This is a genomic window from Streptomyces sp. NBC_00162 (assembly GCF_024611995.1).
Taxonomy (GTDB): Bacteria; Actinomycetota; Actinomycetes; order Streptomycetales; family Streptomycetaceae; genus Streptomyces.
The window spans coordinates 1,638,558-1,655,486 of the sequence record NZ_CP102509.1 but is presented as its reverse complement, the minus strand read 5'-3'; the positions used below and the strand labels follow the sequence as shown (position 1 = coordinate 1,655,486).

The window sequence follows — 16,929 nt, the reverse complement described above, 5'->3', positions numbered from 1 at the left end:
GACGAGGCGGACGGGCGGATGGCGGAGGCACCGGAGGCGGTCACCCCTACGGTCCGCGCCCTCCCGTCCCGGCCGGCGACGCCTCCTCGGGCGACAGCGGCTCGACTCCTTCCGGGGGCGGTGGAACGTGATGGCCGACCTCGTCGCTTTCGTGATGCTGCTCGCAGTGGCCGCGTACGCCTGCGCCGGCGGGACCGACTACGGGGCGGGCTTCTGGGACCTGACGGCCGGCGGGGCCGAGCGCGGCAAGCGCCCCCGATGGCTGATCGACCACGCCATGGCGCCGGTGTGGGAGGTCAACAACGTCTGGCTGATCTTCGTCCTGGTCCTCATGTGGACCGGGTTCCCCGTGCTGTTCCAGACGGTGTTCACCGCGCTGTGGCTCCCCCTGGCACTGGCCGTCCTCGGCACGGTCCTGCGCGGCGCCGGGTTCGCCCTGCGCAAGCCCAGCCGCCGGCTGGCCCGGCGGCGCCTCTACGGCGCCGTGTTCGCCATCGCCTCCCTGCTCACCCCGTTCTTCCTCGGGGCGGCCGTCGGCGCCGTCGCCACCGGCCGGATCGCGCCGGGTACCGAAGCCTCGGCGGACGCGTGGGCCAACCCCGCGTCCCTCCTGTTCGGGCTGCTCACGGTCGCCGGGACCGCACTCCTCGGCGCAGTGTTCCTGACCGCCGACGCCGCGCGCTTCGACGCACCCGACCTCGTCGGCTACTTCCGGCTGCGCGCCCTCGTCAGTCTCGTCGCGGTCGCCCTGCTCGCTGTGGGCGTGCTCCTCGTCACCCGCGGCGATGCACCCCATGTCTGGCACGGACTGACCCACGGTGCGGGGCTCGCCCTCGCGATCGTGTCCGTGGTGTGCTTCGCCGGCACGGGACTGCTCGTGCTGCGGGGGCAGAGGCACTGGGCCCGCTTCAGCGCCGTCGGTGTCGTCGGCGCGGCCGTCTTCGCCTGGGGGATCGCACAGCATCCCTACCTCATCCCCACGTCCCTGACGGTGGCGGATGCCGCGGGCGACTCCCAGACGCTGGTCTGGCTGTCGGTGGTCAGCCTCGTTGCCCTGCTGCTCGTCGCCCCGGCCGTCTTCTTCCTCTACTGGCTGGACACCCACGGCGAGCTGGAACCCCTCACCGAATCCGACCTGCGGCGCACCGGCCCCACCCGGGGTGACGTGATCGACGGCGACTGAGCGCGCGGGCGGGGCCGCGCCCCGCCCCGTCGAGTCCCCCATCGCGCCCGTGCGGCGAGGAAGGAAACCGCTGTGAGCGAGGACGACATCCTCCTCGGCATCGCCCTGGTCGTGGCCCTGGCCACCGCCTGCCAGATCCTCGCGAGCAAGCTGCGCGTCCCCGCGCTGATCCTGCTGCTGCCGGCGGGCTTCGCCGCGGGCGCCATGACCGACGTCGTCCATCCGGACCAGCTGATCGGGGAGGACTTCTCCGCCCTGGTGTCCCTGTCCGTGGCAGTGATCCTCTACGACGCCGGGCTCGGCCTGGACCTGCGCAACCTCACCGGCCACACCCGCGCGGTCGTGGGCAGGCTGCTGCTCTTCGGAGTGGCCTTCACCTTCCTGGCCGTCTGCGCCGTCGCCCCGGCCCTGTTCAGCATGTCGCTCAGGGTGTCGGCGATGGTGGGCATGATCCTCGTCGTGTCGGGGCCCACGGTCGTGGGGCCCCTCCTCCAGTACGTGCGGCCGACGGACAAGGTACGGCGCCTGCTGATCTGGGAAGGAACGCTGACCGACCCGATCGGCGCCATCCTCGGCGCACTGGTCTTCCACGCCATCGCTACGACGCACCAGATCGACATCGGCCGGGGGTACCAGATCGGCCAGTTCCTCATCAGCATGGCCGTCGGCCTCGTCGGCGGAGCCGTGGGGGTGGCGCTGCTGTGGCTGACCCTGCGCGTGCTCCGGCTCGGCGAGGCCCTCGGTACGCTGGCGCAACTGGCCACGGTGATCGCCGTGTCGGCAGGGTGCGACATCGTGCGCGACGACACGGGGCTCATCGCCGCGATCGTCATCGGCATGGCCGCGGCCAACATCCGGGGCTTCGACATGCCCGCCCGCCGGCCCTTCTTCGAGACACTGGTCCAGCTGATCATCGGGCTGCTGTTCATCTCCATCTCGGCGAGCGTCACCCCGGCCTCCCTGACGCCCGTGCTCCTTCCCACGCTCGTCCTCGTCGCGTTCCTCGTCCTCATCGTGCGACCGCTCGTGGCCTTCACCGCCACCATGGGCAAGGATATGACCTTGGGGGAACGGGCGTTCGCGGGATGGATGGCCCCGCGCGGCATCGTCGCGGCCTCCACCGCGGCGGCCTTCTCCGCGAGCCTCGTCGAACTGGGGCTGCGCGGGGCTTCCAAAATCCTGCCCATCACCTTCCTGGTGATCGTCTCGACGGTCGTGCTGTACGCCCTGACCGCCGGACCCGTGGCCCGGCGGCTCGGCGTCGCCCGGCCGAACCGCACGCGGCCCCTCCTCGTGGGCGGCGCACCGTGGGTGATCGCACTCGGAAGAGCCCTGCGGTCGGCGGGACTCGACGTGGAGATGTGGGCGGGACTGGAGGAGGAGCGCGCACGGATCAAGGACGCCGGGATCAAACTCGCCAGAGGGGACCTGCTGGCGACGGCCACCAACCCGAGGGCCCGGTTGGAGGGAGTCAACGCCGTCCTCCTGCTCACCGATGACGACGACTTCAACGCGCTCGCCTCGGTGCTGGTCGAGGACAACGTCGAGGGCTCCGTCTACCGGGTGGGCCCGCCCCACGAGAGCCATGGCGTCGTCGCGCCCTACACGGGCGGCGCCGTCCTCTTCGGCGGTTCACTCGTCAGGCACGTCCTGGCGGCACGGTACGAGCAGGGCGCCCGGTTCCTGGTGCAGCCCGCCTCCGATCCGCCCCCGCCGGGGCACGAAACGCTGTTCGTCGTCCGTGCCGACGGTCGGCTGGAGCCGGTCGACGAGACGCAGACCGTCACCCCGGAGGAAGGCGACGTTGTCGTTCTGCTCGGCCCCGTACCGCCTCCCGGCTAGCTGCCGCCCTGCCCCACCCGGTTCAGGGTCTCGTCCAGGGTGATGGCCGCGTCGATGAGAGCCAGATGGGTGAACGCCTGCGGGAAGTTGCCGAGCTGCCGGCCCGTCAGGGCGATCTCCTCGGAGTACAGGCCCAGGTGGTTGGCGTACGTCATCATCTTCTCGAGCACGAGCCTGGCCTGATCGGTCCGCCCGGCCCGTGCCAGGGCGTCGACGTACATGAACGTGCACAGGGAGAAGGTTCCCTCGGAGCCGCGCAGACCGTCCGGCGAGGCCTCGGGGTTGTAGCGGTAGACCAGGCTGTCGGTCACCAGCTCCCGGTCCATCGCGTCCAGGGTGGACGTCCACATCGGGTCGTCCGGCGTGATGAAACCCACCGTCGGCATCCGCAGCAGCGACGAGTCGAGCACATCGCTGCCGTAGTGCTGGACGAACGCCTTGCGCTCCGGGTCCCAGCCCTTCGCCAGGATCTGCTCGTAGATGTTGTCGCGCTCGGCGGCCCAGCGGCCGCTCTCGGCCGGTCGGCCGTGGGCGACCGCCAGCCGCAGCGCGCGGTCGAACGCGACCCAGGACATGACCCGGCCGTAGGTGAAGTGCTTGCGCCCGCCGCGGGTCTCCCACAGCCCCTCACCGGCCTGGTCCCAGTGGTCCACGAGCCAGTCCAGCAGGGTGCGCAGCGAAGTCCAGCCCCGGACGTCCAGGTGGATGCCGTGCTGGTGGGCGAACGAGATGCTGTCGAGTGCCTCGCCGTAGATGTCCAGCTGCAGCTGGGTCGCCGCGCCGTTGCCTATGCGCACCGGGGAGGATCCCTGGTACCCCTCCCAATGGTCCAGGGTCTCTTCGTAGAGATCGGAGGAACCGTCCACCCGGTACATGATGTTCAGCGGTCCCGTGCCGGTGTCGCTGCCGGCCTTCTCCTTCACCCGGTCGCTCAGCCAGCCGATGAATGCCCTCGCCTCCTCCGTGAACCCCAGTCCCAGCAGGGCGTACACGGAGAAGGACGCGTCACGGATCCAGGTGAACCGGTAGTCCCAGTTGCGCTCGCCGCCCAATTGCTCCGGCAGACCTGCCGTGGGGGCTGCAACCAGGGCCCCGCTGGGTGCGTACGTCATCAGCTTCAGCGTCACGGCGGAGCGCTCCACCATCTCGCGCCAGCGGCCCGAGTAGCGGGACTGACGGAGCCACGACCGCCAGTACTGCCTGGTGTCGTCGAAGAGCTCCTGGAACTCGGCGACGCGGATCTCGCGGGGCGGCCCCTGCGCGGCCGACTCCATGACCAGACCCCGCTGTTGTCCGGCCTCGAGCGGAAGCGTGACGCGCAGGTCGTGTTCGCCGGTGACGGTGTGCACCACCCGTTCGTCCTCCGGCTCCCGCACCACGCTGAGGGTGAGTTCCAGGTCCTCCGAGGCGAACACCGCCCCGTTCTCGGTGATGTGCAGGGTGTGGGACCCCCGGCCGTAGTCGAACCGTGGGGCGATGTCGACTTGGAACGTCATGCTGCCGCGTACGCACCGGAGCATGCGGACCAGGCAGTGGCGGTCCGTGGCCGTCGTTCCGGTCACGGGCATGAAGTCGACCACCTCGCCGGCACCGGCCTCGGTCATGAACCGCGTCACGAGAATCGCGGTGTCCGGCAGGTACAACTGCTTCGTGGTGTACGTCTCGTCCGTCGGTTTGACTGTGAAATGCCCGCCCTTCTCCCAGTCGAGAAGCGCACCGAACACGCTGGGCGAATCGAAACGCGGGCAGCAGAACCAGTCGATCGTTCCTTCGGTGGTCACCAATGCCGCGGTCTGCAGATCACCGATCAGGCCATGGTTTTCGATCAGCGGGTAGTCAGCCATGGGAGGACCCCTTCCGACGCCACCCAGTCAGCTTAGGCGCGGAATTCGCGGCCAGCCTGCCGAGCGGGCTGCCTCTGCGTCTGCCGGGAATCGCCTTTAGCATGAGAACGCACGAAGTGGACGTTCAGGCCGCATCGCACCGCCGAATCCGGAGGCTGCCCGTGCTGTCGAACCTTGCGCCGGCTCCCGAAACCCACGGCGGTCCGCGGTGCGGACCGCGCGGGAGCGGACGATGATGTCCTGGGCGGCGCGCTTCCGGTTGCGGCAGTACGCCAAGGCGAGTCTGTGGATCATCCCCCTGATCGGACTCCTGCTGGGCGCGGTGTTCGCCGAGTGGGTTGCCGGTGTGCAGAGAGCGGGCTGGCTGCCGGACAACTGGCAGTACTCCGCGACGACTGCGAGCACCGTGCTCAGCTCCGTCGTCGGATCCATGGTCGCGCTGCTGGGGTTCGTGGTGACCATCGGTGTACTCGTCGTCCAGCAGGCCACGGGAACCCTGTCCCCGCGCTACATGCGCCTGTGGTACCGCGACCGGCTGCAGAAGGCCGTGCTCGCCACGTTCACCGGAACGTTCGCGTACGCCTTTTCCCTGTTGCGCAAAATCGAGTCGGACACCGTCCCCGACCTGGGGGTGACCCTCTCCGGCGTGGCCGTCTCCGTCAGCCTCATGCTCCTGCTGATCTACCTCAACCGGTTCACCCACAACCTCCGGCCCGTGGCCATCGCCGACCTGGTGGGGCGCTTGGGCGAGAAGGTGCTCTTGCGCGCGACGGAACGGGTCCACCACTCCTCGGCACGCGAGGATTCCCTGCCGCCTGCCGGTCCGGTGACCCACATCCGGTCCGAACGGGGCGGAGTCATCCAGGCGTTCGACGCGAAGGGGCTGATCGCCGCCGCCGTCCGCCACGACTGCGTCCTCGTACTGGCCCACCAGGTGGGCGACTTCGTACCGCCCGGCACCACTCTCGTCGAGGCCCACGGTGCCGCGCGGACGCCCGACCCGCGACGGGTGACCGGGCTCGTCGCCCTCGGAACCGAGCGCACCATCGAGCAGGACCCCGCCTTCTCCCTGCGCATCCTCGTCGACATCGCCATCCGCGCCCTCTCTCCCGCCGTGAACGACCCCACGACCGCCGTGCAGGTGCTCAACCACATCAACACGTTCCTGCACGCGGTCGGCCGGGCCCGGCTCCGCGGCCGGTACGTGCTCGCCGACGATCAGGGCCGGCCCCGGCTGGTCGTGTCGGGCCGGGGCTGGGAGGACTACCTGCAGCTCGGCGTCACCGAAATCCGTGAGTACGGGTCCACGTCCCTCCAGGTGTGCAGGCGGCTCCGCGCGCTGCTGGAGGACCTGCTCGAAACCCAGCCGGCCGAGCGTCTGCCGGCGGTGCGCGCGGAGCTCGCCCTCCTCGAGGAAGCCGTCCGGCGGGCGTTCATCGACCCCGCCCGGCGCGCCAGCGCGCAGACGGCCGACCGGCAGGGCATCGGCGGTGAGCGGCGTCCCCGACAAGATCCGAAAGAGACGCCCTAGCCCTCCCGCTGAGCCGTTCACTCTTTCCTCAACCCTGACTGCTGCTGACCGTCCCGGAGCCGGGCTCGCCGTCAGCCCGGGAGTGGGTGAACTCCTCGAACATGCGAGGCCCCGATTCCGGCCCGCCCACACTGAGCAGCAGTGGCGACAGCCCCAACAGGTCTGCCGCCAGGTCCTCGCGGTCGCTGTGCTGCACCTGCCGCAGCCACGTACGGACGACCAGCCAGCGCTCGGAGAGGTCGAGTCGCTTCCAGGGGTCGGCCGCCCGTGCCCATACGACTGCCCGCAGGCCGAATGCGCCGGAGCCGCCCATGTCGGTCGTTACGTGTTCCGCCCAATGGACGAGGCTCGTGGGCGGAAGGAACTCGGCCATGGCGGCCAGGGCTTGCGACCGCTCGGCGGCGAAAGGAATCCTGGGGAGCAGGGAGAACGCCGCGACTGGCTGGCCGAGTTCGGCGTACCTCACCGCCGCGGCCGCCAAGAGGCGACCGCGTGCCACAGGGGACAGCCGCAGGTCGCTCAACCAGTGGCGTGAGCGCGAGGCGATGGGGGAGAGCCGATCCAAGTGCGTGGAGTCGAAGACTGCCAGCAGCCGGGCCAACGCCCCCGCCCACAGGTCGCTCTTGTGGAAGAAGGTCTCACCACTGAGCACCCCGTCGGGCAGGAGGCCATCCAAGTGTGTGCGGCGCGTCTCTTCGGGGACCGCGAGCAGGAACAGCCTGCCCAAACGGGAGTCGACCTCCAGAAGCTCGCGCGGGACGTGGTCGGCCTTCAGTACCCGCTCGGGGTCGTCTGCCGAGAGCAATTCATGGAGGACGGCGTCAGCGAGATTGTTCCCGGTGCCCGTACTGCAGGTGATCCGGCAGCCCGCACGTGAGGCTGCTACGGCCGCGAGCGCATCCGGTAGACCCGGTGGCAGCGGATGGAGGGATCGGGCTGCGGTGCGCGCCTCCTCGAAGCCGTCCCGTGCGGCGATCTTGGTTAGATGGCGTAGCAGGATGTCGTCGAGTTCTGGGTGCTCCCCGGGGAGGCCGAGCGTCTCGGAGATCGCCCGGAGCTCGGCCGTCGCCAGCTGGTCGACGGCAATTCGGGGAAGCAGTGCGCGTAGCGTTTCGACCGCGAAGTGATGGCTCCGGAAGGTCCGGATGACACTCAATGTCTCCTCTGCTGTTGTCGCGCGTGAGGGCGGGAGCACCATCAGCGCGGCGCAGCGCAGCGAGTCCGTGCCGATCGCGCCCGCGATCTCCGGGATCGGAACGTGAGGTGCTGACAGGGTCTTCACCAGTGCGGTCGATGCGTCCCCTGACGGGCTGCCGGCGCGTGCGTGCTCGAGGGCCTCCACTGCTTCATCTGGGCCGATGGCGGCGAGCGCGGCGAGGACGGCGCCCTTGACGATGGGCGGTGCGCTCCGCTCGGCGCCGACGGTCCTCAACTGGCTCAACAGTGTCCTGGCCTCGTGGGCGTCCAGGTGATCGGTGATGGCGCCGAGGTCGTCCAGCAGACCGGGCAGGACCGGGTGGTCCGCGACGAAGACCAGCACTTGGTCCACCTGTCCGTTTGCCGCCATCGCGCAGAGCAGCTCCCGCCGGTCGGCACGCTCCGGATCCTTCAGGAGCCGCGCGGCGAGATCCCGCAGGGTGTCGCTGCGGGTCCGGTCGTCGAGGCGGGCCAGAAATCTGCCGAGGGACGTGCGTGTGAAGTGCTGCGCGCCGTGTGCCATGACCATGGCCGCGACCTCCCCCGGGTCTCCCGAAAGGTAGGGCATCAGTTCGGCCATCTGTCTGGTCTGTTCCGCCAGGTCAGCCAACCTGCTCCGGTCCTGGAGCAAGCCCTTTTCCCGGCCCTGGAGCGACGCAAGCAGCTCGTACTCCTGATGGTCGATGGCGTGCTCCTTCTCACGCCGGACTCGCTCAAGCCGGTCGTCCACTGCCTTTACAGCTTCCCGAGCCTGGACCGCCACTGAGACGCCATGGCTGATCTGTGGCCAGTCGGTCTCCTGGATCCAGGGCGCCACCACCTTCAGCAGGCCCGTCTGGGCCCAGACACCGGCTACCGACATGGAAGGGAGGCCCGGGTGAGCACCCAGGAGCCGGAAGGCTTCGTTGGCCGGGTCCCGACCGATGGCCGCAGCGGCCGTCTCGCGATCGATCCGTTCCGCCATCGACTGGACGATTTCCCGGGCCCGGGCGGGCGGCTCGCTCGCCGCGAAGCCGAACAGGGTGCGCACGAGGTCAGCACGTGTGTCCCCTGTCGCGACCCGGACGAGTTCCAATGCTGCGGCGACATGTGCCTGCTGATACTCGTGAGGGAGTGCCGACAGGTGGGAGACCGCACGGTCCGCCCGACCGGTGCCGGCCAGGTGGAGGACGTAACCGGCCAGCGCCTCGGCGACGGCCTCCGGTTCGCCCTCTTCCTGCAAAGCCGTGCACAGGACGGCCACGTTTTCGGTGACGGCCCGGCTCAACTCGGGCGCGACCAGCCGCAGTGCGTGGCCTCGCTCGTAGGGCGAGGTCATGCTCTGCACGTAGGCGAGTGCCCGCCGGTCCGTCCACAGACCGCGGCGGCGCAGCTGTGCCACCAGCCCCGGGGTGATCAGGGCCGCGTTGACCGAGGCGTCCACGATCGCGGCCTGGCAGGCGATCTGCTCCGGTAGACGAGCGGCCATGCGCCCAGAGGCAATCGCGTCGTCGTTCTCCGCTTCGGCCGCCCGGAAGGCCCTGCGTACGTCGCCCAGGTGGCCCTGGAACTCCTCGGTGACGAACTCCCAGGCTGCGCCCCAGTCCCCGCCGACCAGGGCGAACAGGTCCGCCGCGGAGGCGTGGGCCCGCTCTTCCAGGTGCGCTCCGTAGAAGCGCACCGGGTAGGTGTGCGCCGCCCGAGCGGCCTCGCCACCCTCCTGGACGGCCTGCAGAGTGGCACGGCCCCAGGACAGGTACGCGTCGTCATACGTGGACAGCTCGCCGTCCCGCGCGAGTTCTTTGCGGCGGTGCTCGGCCAGGCGCGGATGGGAGAGCGAGTACGTGGTGTCGGCCGTCGACTTGGCGCTGTCGGTGATGACCCATCGGCCCAGATCGTTCAGGGCCGCGTTGAGTTCATCCCCGCCCGACAGTCCGAACTGTTTGGCGATCCACAGGAGATCGAGTCTGCGGATCGGACCAAGGGTGCACGCCAGGAGGCTGTAGAGCTGTCCGACTCGGGCCCCTCGGGAGGCGATCGGTCCCCGCCACAGCAGCTCCTGGCCCGCCCACCAACGCTGCATGTAGCCGTCGAGACCGTACGGAGCGGGCAGATGCTCCAGGTCGGCGAGCCAGGCAGGCCTGTCGGACGCGTCCTGCAACTCCTGCAGGTAAAGGCCCAGAACCAGCGCATCGCCCTGCGTGACGTGATGGAGGATCGGCCCGGCCCGGGCCCGGGTCGTCTCGTCCAAGGGCGGTTCGAGACTTCGCAGGGCAGCGGCCACACCATCCTCGGTCAGCGGAAGGAGGTGAAGGCTCTCAGTGCTCTCGGACGGCCAGCCCAACGCTTCTCTCCATGCATTGGCGTCCGGGCGCTGTGCGGTCAGCCGGGCCGAGACCGCCACGTGCACACCGCTGCCGAAGCCTGTGGGGCGCAGCAGGGTGGGTGACACATCCCATCCGAGGCCCTCGTCGAGCCCATCGACGATCAGCACGAGCCGGCCCGCATCCGGCGCGGGCAGAGCGAGATATTCCGCGAGCTGGTCGCGTAGCTGGTCGACACTCGCTGCTTGCGTCGCCATCGGGTCTTCGTCGTGCAGGAGGGCCAACCGCGCCACGGCAGCTTGGAGGACGGCATCCCCACCGCCGATGTCGTAGCGCGCGCTGATGGGCACGAAGAGCGATGACTCATCGTCCGACGGAGTGTTCGCCAGCTGCTGCCACCAGCGCGCCATCAGGGTGGACTTGCCGGCGCCCGATGGCGCGGTCACCAGCATGCACGGCGGGCCGTCGGGCGAGCGCAGCCACGCGTCCAGCCGGCCCAGCTCGGTGGTGCGGCCGCCGAACGGGCGGTGATCGACGGCCGTTCCCAGCTGATCGGCAAGGAACTGTTCGATCTTCGAGGCGGAGGGCAGATTGCGTCGCCGGGGCACGAACCGGAGAAGGTCCGGCCATCGCCGGGTCACCGCATCGACAGGGGTGGCGTAGAAGGTGCCGCCGAGCGCGGTCCCGTCCGGACACGGCGGGTTGTAGCGGACGATTCCCACCGCGTAACCTGGCCCTGTTCCCACGTCGGCACTCGTTCGGAACAGGACGGGCCCGCCGCTGAGGCCTTGCAGTGGCTTGCCCGCCGCGGCTTCGGGCGAGTGCAGCTTCAGGCTCGGGGCACCCCCGAAGATCGTCGCGTCGGTGGTATCGACGACTGCGCGGACATGGTCCAGGTCTCCGGGGAACGGCCTTTCCATCGGCCACCCGACTGCCAGAACCGAGTCGTCGATTTGGAAGCGAAGAGCGCCCAGGGGGACGGGCCTGAGGTTCGCCGGAGGCGAGGTGATCCGGAGCAGAGCGACGTCGAGCTCTGCGTCGTGGTCCTCAACCTCGAAGGGCGTCGGGGCGCCGCCGGCGAAGAAGATCCGGCCGGTGGCTGCGGGCTGCTTTCCGGAAGCCAGACCCGCGCGCGAGGGGCACAGCACGTGCCATGCCGTCAGGGCGTACTCGTCGGAGATCACGAAGGCCGACCCGGCCCTCCCCGCGGGAGCGTCGTCCGGTACGAGCCGACCGACCGCGATCGAGAACACCGGCGCTCACCCCCGCGAGGGCTCACTCCGCCGGAACGACAGGGTGACGGCGAACCCTCCGGTCACCGAGGCCCTGGCCAGTACGACACCCGATTCGGCCTCCAGCTCGACCGAGAACTCCATGTCCACCGCGTCGAGGCCCCAGCCGCCCCTCTCGCTGTCAGAGCCGGCCACGAGCCGGGCGCGCAGACCGTCCGCGACCTCGTTCACCGTCGTGGCCAGCTCGTCGATCCGCTGGGCGAAGCGCTCCCGCAATGCTCCCCGGCCAGGTTTCCCAGGTCATTCGGGGATGGAACAACCGCCACGTGGACGCGATCGAAACTGGACATCGCCACTCCCGGCATGGACTGCGGGTCACCTCGTCCACTCCCCATGATCCGACCGGATCTCCCGACCGGCAAACCGTCCGGGTCTGTCGCACCTGCAGGCTTTCAGCACAGCGCGGCCGCTACGGCAGACGAAACCCACAGCAGACCGAGGCTTGCGCCAAGTGTGAATGGCCCACAGCGGCGCCGGAGTACGCGGTAAGGATGAGGGGATGAGGTCCACTCACCCCCTGGAGTTACCGTGCCCATGAGTCCGACCCGGATGATCCGCGCCTCGCCCTATTGGCCGGTGATCACCCACTCGGCGCTGCGGCGGCTGCTACCGGAGTTCACCGTTTATCCCTCGGCGACGGCATGGCAGTGGTAGCCGTGAGCTGGCTGGCGATCGAACTTGCACCAACGTCGGAACGCGGAATGTGGGTCGCGATGGCCTCGGCTGCCTACACGCTCTCAGGTGCTGTGGGCGCCACTCACTCTGGGACGGTTCCTGCGGCGCAGATCTCCCTCCCAACTGGTCGGCTGGGACGCTCTGCTGCGAGCCACGGCCCTGAGCGCGATACCCGTGTGTCACGCCTTCGGGGCGCTCGGTATCGAGCTGTATGTCGTGCTGCTCGCGATCTCTTCCGTCCTGCACTCGTGGGGCCAGGCCGGCATCTACACCATCCTGGCCCGCTGGCTCCCCGAGCGTGACCATCTGGCCGGGAACGCCATGTTCTCCAGCATCGGTTCACTGTCGACCGTCATCGGCCTGCCACTCGAGGGGGCCCTCATCGTCTGGGGCGATGCGGCGACGGTGATCGCCGTCGACGCGGCGACGTTCCTCGTGCTCGCCGTCACGTTCCTCATCGGCGTCCCGCACGACACCGAGCCCGCACCGGAGAACGGCAGCTCACGCACTGCGGGCTTCGCCGTCATCCGTCGCACACCGGCCCTGCTGGGACTGCTCAGCCTGAGTTTCGCCTTCTTCCTCCTCTTCGGCCCCATGTACATGGCACTGCCGCTGCACGTGTCGGACGACCTCGGCGGCCCCGCCAGCCTGCTGGCCGCCTTCTACACCGTCTTCGGCGTGGGCGCCGTCCTCGGCTCCATTCTGACCGGATACCTCACCGTCCCCTGATCCGCTCGTGGCCTGCGTCTGAACCCGCTGCGGGGTGAACCGGCTTCCGGTTCATCCCGCAGCGGTGCCCGGACGGGCGGGCGCACGCCTGGCCAGGACCGCCCCCGGTCCTCAGCCCGAGACGGCCTCGGCCCAGCCGCGGTTGACGGTCTCTCTCGCCTTCTCCGTCTGGGCCTCCGTCGGAAACGTCGGCGTGCCCTCGACGGTCGGAAGTTTCGCTGCGGCGGCCTTGTCGAGGGTGCCGTCCTTCTCCATGGCGTCCATGAGGACGGGGCGTGCGTAGGCGCCGAGCCGGATGTTCTGGCCCTCCGGGCTGAAGGAGTACTCCTGCCACAGACGTGCTGCCGCGGGATGCGGGGCGTCCTTGTTCACCGCGTTCGCGTAGTACTCGGCGAAGCTGCCGTCGAAGGGGATGGCGGTCCGCCAGTCGACGTTCCCGCCCTTTTTGGAGAAATCGTCGGCGTATCCGAGGTTGAGGAAGTCCCAGTCGATGCTGATCGGGGTCTGGCCCTTCGCGATCGTGGCCGGGGTGGATTCGACGGGGATGAAGTTTCCGTTCTTGCGGAGCTCGGCGAAGAAGTCGATGCCGGGCTGGATGTTGTCGAAGGAACCGCCGTTCGCCAGGGCCGCCGCATACACGCCGGCGAAGGCGGAGCCGGACTTGGTGGGGTCGCCGTTGAGCGAGACCTGGCCCTTGTACTCGGGCTTGCGCAGATCGGCGAAGGTCGAGGGGCAGGTCTTGACGCGCTTGGCGTCACAGCCGATCGAGATGTAGCCGCCGTAGTCGTTGTACCAGCGGGCGTGGGGGTCCTTCTGTTCCTTGGGGATCTGGTCGAACGGGGCGACCTCGTACGGAGCGAGCAGGCCCTGCCGGGCCGCGGACTGAGCGAACGAGCCCCCCACGTCGACCACGTCGGGGGCGCGGCCTGCGCCCCGGTGCTCCTTCAGGGCGTTGATCTCGTCCTGGCTGGTGCCTTCCGGGTCCTCCACCATGACCTTGATCCCGTACTTCTTCTCGAAGCCGTCGATCAGTGCGCCGTAGTTGGCCCAGTCGCGCGGCAGCGCGATCGCGTTGAGCGAGCCCTCTTTCTTCGCCGCCGCGGTCAGTGCCGCCATGCCGCCGGCGTCCGCGGCGGAGGTGGCCACCGCGGGTGCTACGGGGGCGGCGGCGGGCTCGTCCCCGCAGGCGCCGAGGGCCGCCGCCGCGAGGGCCAGGCAGGCGGCGACGGAGGCTGTCCGGAGGCGGGGTGCGGGCACAAAGGCTCCATATCGGGAGGTCGCGTACCGATCGAGGCCAGCGTACGGTCGGCGGCCTCGGCGGCGCAGTCCCAGACGGTGGTGTCCGCCGTCTTCCGCGCGGCTGCCGCACCGGCGCGCGTTCAGAGCCCTTCGTCGTCCCACCCTGCCAGGAGGGCCTCCCCGAGATCCGTCGCGGGCGGTGCGGCCCCGTCGTGGAGGGCCTGCTCGCTCCAGATGATCTTGCCGCGGGCGGTGTAGCGGGTGCCCCAGCGCTCGGCGAACTGCGCGACGAGGAACAGGCCGCGGCCGCCCTCGTCGGTGGCCTCGGCCCGGCGCACGTGCGGGGAGGTGCTGGATCCGTCGGAGACCTCGCAGACCAGGCTGCGGTCGTACAGCAGCCTCACCCGGATGGGCTCGGTGCCGTAGCGGATGGCGTTGGTGATCAGCTCGCTGAGGATGAGTTCCGTGGTGAAGACGATGTCCTCCAGGCCCCAGTCCGCCAGTCGGCGGGCGCAGGCGGCCCGCAGCGGGGACACCGCCGCGGGGTCGGGGGTACGTCCCACTCGGCGATCCGCTCGGGGTCCAGCCGGCGGGTGCGGGCCACCAGCAGCGCGACGTCGTCGCTGGGCCTGGCGGGCAGCATCGCCTCGATCACCGCGGTGCAGGTCTCCTCCGGGGTGCGGGCGGGCCCGGCCAGGGCGGCGCGCAGCGCTGCCAGGCCGGCGTCCGGATCGCGGTCGCGGTTCTCGATCAGCCCGTCGGTGAAGAGTGCCAGCCGGGAGCCTTCGGGCAGGGTGAGCGTCATGGTCTCCATGGGCAGACCCTCGCCCAGGCCCAGCGGCGGGGAGACCGGCACCTCGGGGAAGGACACGGTTCCGTCGGGGCGGACCAGAGCGGGCCCCGGATGCCCGGCGGTGGCGGCGGTCACCTGCCCCGAGACGGGATCGTAGATGGCGCACAGACAGGTGGCTCCGGTGATCCCCTGCCACTCCTGGTCGTCGGTGTCGATGTGGGTGACCAGCTCGTCCAGGTGGCTGAGGAGTTCGTCCGGGGGCAGGTCGAGGGTGGAGAAGTTGTACACGGCGGTGCGCAGGCGGCCCATGGTGGCGGCGGCGTGGAGACCGTGGCCGACGACGTCGCCGACCACCAGGGCCACCCGGGCGCCGGGCAGCGGGATGACATCGAACCAGTCACCGCCCACCCCGGCCTGGGCGGCCAGATAGCGGTGCGCGACCTCGACGGCGGACTGCTCCGGTACGCCCCGGGGCAGCAGGCTGCGCTGCAGGGTGACGGCCATGTTGTGCTCGCGCGTGTAGCGGCGGGCATTGTCGACGGACAGCGCCGCCCGGGCGGTCAGCTCCTCGGCGAAGGACACGTCCTCCTCGTCGAACGGCGGGGAGTCCTGCCCCCGCCAGTAGCCGGCCATCCCCAGCACCACGCCCCGGGCCCGCAGGGGCACGACGATCAGGGAGTGGATCCCGCGGTCCAGGATCTGCAGGGAGTTGGCCTGGTCCTGGGCCCGCCAGCGGTGCGTGGCGTGCAGGTCCGCCTCCAGGACCGCATGGCCGCCGGCCAGCCCGGCGGCCATGGGACCGGTGGGAGCGAACCGGATCAGCTGGCCGACGGGGGAGAGCGGGTGGTCGCCCTGAAGGCCGGCGACGGCGGTACGGCGCATCTCGGTGATCGCTTCGGGCGGCTCCTCGCCGCTCAGCACCGGGTCCAGCAGGTCCACCGTGACCACGTCGGCGAACCGCGGGACCGCCACCTCCGCCAGTTCCTCGGCGGTGCGCTCCACGTTCAGCGTCGTTCCGACCTGCACACCCGCGTCGTAGAGCAGCTTCAGCCGCTCGCGGGCCACCTCGGCCCTGCCGGACAGTGCCCGCAGCTCGGTGGTGTCCCGCAGCGTGACGACGGTCCCGGCCTGCCCGTAGGGGGCGGTGGGCCGGATGTTCACCGCCAGCAGCCGATCGGCCGCCATGTGCAGCTCGTCGGTCGCGGAACGGCCCGATGCGATCGGACGGGCGATCCCCTCCTCCAGACCCAGGTCGGTGACGGGGAGCCCTTCCGCGTCCGCCGGCAGATCCAGCAGCCGCCGCGCCTCGTCATTGGCCAGCAGCAGCCGTCCGCCGCCGCCGATGATCAGTACGCCCTCTCGCACCGCGTGCAGCACCGCGTCGTGGTGCTCGTACATCCTCGTCATCTCGGCCGGCCCCAGGCCGTGGGTCCGGCGCAGCAGCCGACGGCTCACCAGAGCCGTCCCGCCCGCGGACAGGGCGAGCACCGCGGCCGCGCTGCCGAGGACGACCGGCAGCTGCCGGTTCACCATGCTCTGGACGTTCTCGACCGTGACCGGCGAGGAGACGACGGCGATGACGGAACCCTCGGGGTCTTTGACGGGAACCACCGAGACCACGGACCGCCCCAGGGACCCGTCGAAGGTCTCGGTGAACGATTTGCCGGCCGCGGCCTTGGAGAAGGGGCCGACGACGTGTTTCCCGATCTGCTCCGGGTCGCTGTGGGTGAGGGTGACCCCGTCGAGCGTGTACACGTTGATGCCGTCGACCCCGGCGATCTTCCGGGCCGCCTCCGCGCTCGGCTGCAGCACCGCGCTCGGATGGGGGCTGCGCAGGGCTGCGACGATTCCCGGAGATTCCGCGAACGTTCCGGCGGCGGCGAGCGTACGGTGCCGGGCGTCCAGCATGGCGGCGCTCTTGGCCTGCACCACGAGTGCCACCACCGCGGCGGCGACGAGAAGCACCACGACGACCAGCTGCACGAGGAACACCTCGCCGGCCACGCTGCGCACGCTCAGAAGCGAGGACAGGCGCTGCGGCCGCCGCGCCCTACCCCCGGGGGCTGGGCGTGCTCCGAATGCTCCTGGCCGTGTCCTGAGAGCCGGGGAGAGGAAGAGGAAGAGGTCATGGTTGAGCCGAGCAGCCGACGCCGGAGAGGTTCCAGGAAGTCGCTCATATTCCATCTTCCAACCTCTGTGGGCCGTCGGCAGCGGGGAGCGAAACGGTGATCCGGAGTGGCAGCCATGCGCCCGGGCGAGGCAGGCTGTATTCATGAGAGCGCCTTTGCGCTCGCCCCCGGG

At 70.2% G+C, this 16,929-nt stretch carries 8 protein-coding genes and 1 pseudogene; 4 read left to right on the top strand and 5 right to left on the bottom strand.

All coding sequences use genetic code 11. The features are described from left to right. Positions 1-130 precede the first annotated feature (130 nt). Both JIW86_RS08380 and JIW86_RS08375 read left to right on the top strand, forming a co-directional pair. Positions 131-1,183 (top strand): cytochrome d ubiquinol oxidase subunit II, encoded by a 1,053-nt coding sequence (locus JIW86_RS08380; RefSeq protein WP_257553201.1) that lies wholly within the window; start codon positions 131-133, stop codon positions 1,181-1,183. Positions 1,184-1,255: 72 nt separating this feature from the next. After that, on the top strand, positions 1,256-3,025 hold the full coding sequence (locus JIW86_RS08375; protein ID WP_257553200.1) for a cation:proton antiporter: 1,770 nt from the start codon (positions 1,256-1,258) through the stop codon (positions 3,023-3,025). Here JIW86_RS08375 and JIW86_RS08370 read toward each other — a convergent pair. Further along, positions 3,022-4,869 (bottom strand): glycoside hydrolase family 15 protein, encoded by a 1,848-nt coding sequence (locus tag JIW86_RS08370; RefSeq protein ID WP_257553199.1) that lies wholly within the window; start codon positions 4,867-4,869, stop codon positions 3,022-3,024. The genes JIW86_RS08375 and JIW86_RS08370 overlap by 4 nt on opposite strands. A 208-nt stretch (positions 4,870-5,077) precedes the next feature. On the opposite strand from JIW86_RS08370, the gene JIW86_RS08365 reads away from it, so the two are divergent. Continuing rightward, positions 5,078-6,400: a DUF2254 domain-containing protein gene (locus JIW86_RS08365; RefSeq protein WP_257553198.1), complete on the top strand. Its 1,323-nt coding sequence runs from the start codon at positions 5,078-5,080 to the stop codon at positions 6,398-6,400. A gap of 28 nt (positions 6,401-6,428) precedes the next feature. Here the strand turns inward: JIW86_RS08365 and JIW86_RS08360 are convergent, their stop codons facing one another. Then, positions 6,429-11,153 (bottom strand): trypsin-like peptidase domain-containing protein, encoded by a 4,725-nt coding sequence (locus JIW86_RS08360; protein ID WP_257553197.1) that lies wholly within the window; start codon positions 11,151-11,153, stop codon positions 6,429-6,431. 6 nt (positions 11,154-11,159) lie between these two features. Then, entirely contained in the window at positions 11,160-11,408 is a 249-nt protein-coding gene (locus JIW86_RS08355; protein WP_257553196.1) for a CU044_2847 family protein, read from the bottom strand. A 525-nt stretch (positions 11,409-11,933) separates the two neighbouring features. On the opposite strand from JIW86_RS08355, the gene JIW86_RS08350 reads away from it, so the two are divergent. Continuing rightward, on the top strand, positions 11,934-12,596 hold the full coding sequence (locus tag JIW86_RS08350) for an MFS transporter (RefSeq protein WP_257553195.1): 663 nt from the start codon (positions 11,934-11,936) through the stop codon (positions 12,594-12,596). A gap of 111 nt (positions 12,597-12,707) precedes the next feature. Here JIW86_RS08350 and JIW86_RS08345 read toward each other — a convergent pair whose 3' ends face one another. Then, complete coding sequence (locus JIW86_RS08345; RefSeq protein ID WP_416237668.1) at positions 12,708-13,742, bottom strand: ABC transporter substrate-binding protein; 1,035 nt, start codon at positions 13,740-13,742, stop codon at positions 12,708-12,710. Between the two features lie 233 nt (positions 13,743-13,975). Next, positions 13,976-16,641, bottom strand: a pseudogene (locus JIW86_RS08340) (SpoIIE family protein phosphatase). Between the last annotated feature and the right edge of the window lie 288 nt (positions 16,642-16,929).

Bases quoted from the DNA above. Each gene is read 5' to 3' on its own strand.
- JIW86_RS08370 (WP_257553199.1), bottom strand. From the start codon at position 4,869: ATGGCTGACTACCCGCTGATCGAAAACCATGGCCTGATCGGTGATCTG.
- JIW86_RS08380 (WP_257553201.1), top strand. From the start codon at position 131: ATGGCCGACCTCGTCGCTTTCGTGATGCTGCTCGCAGTGGCCGCGTAC.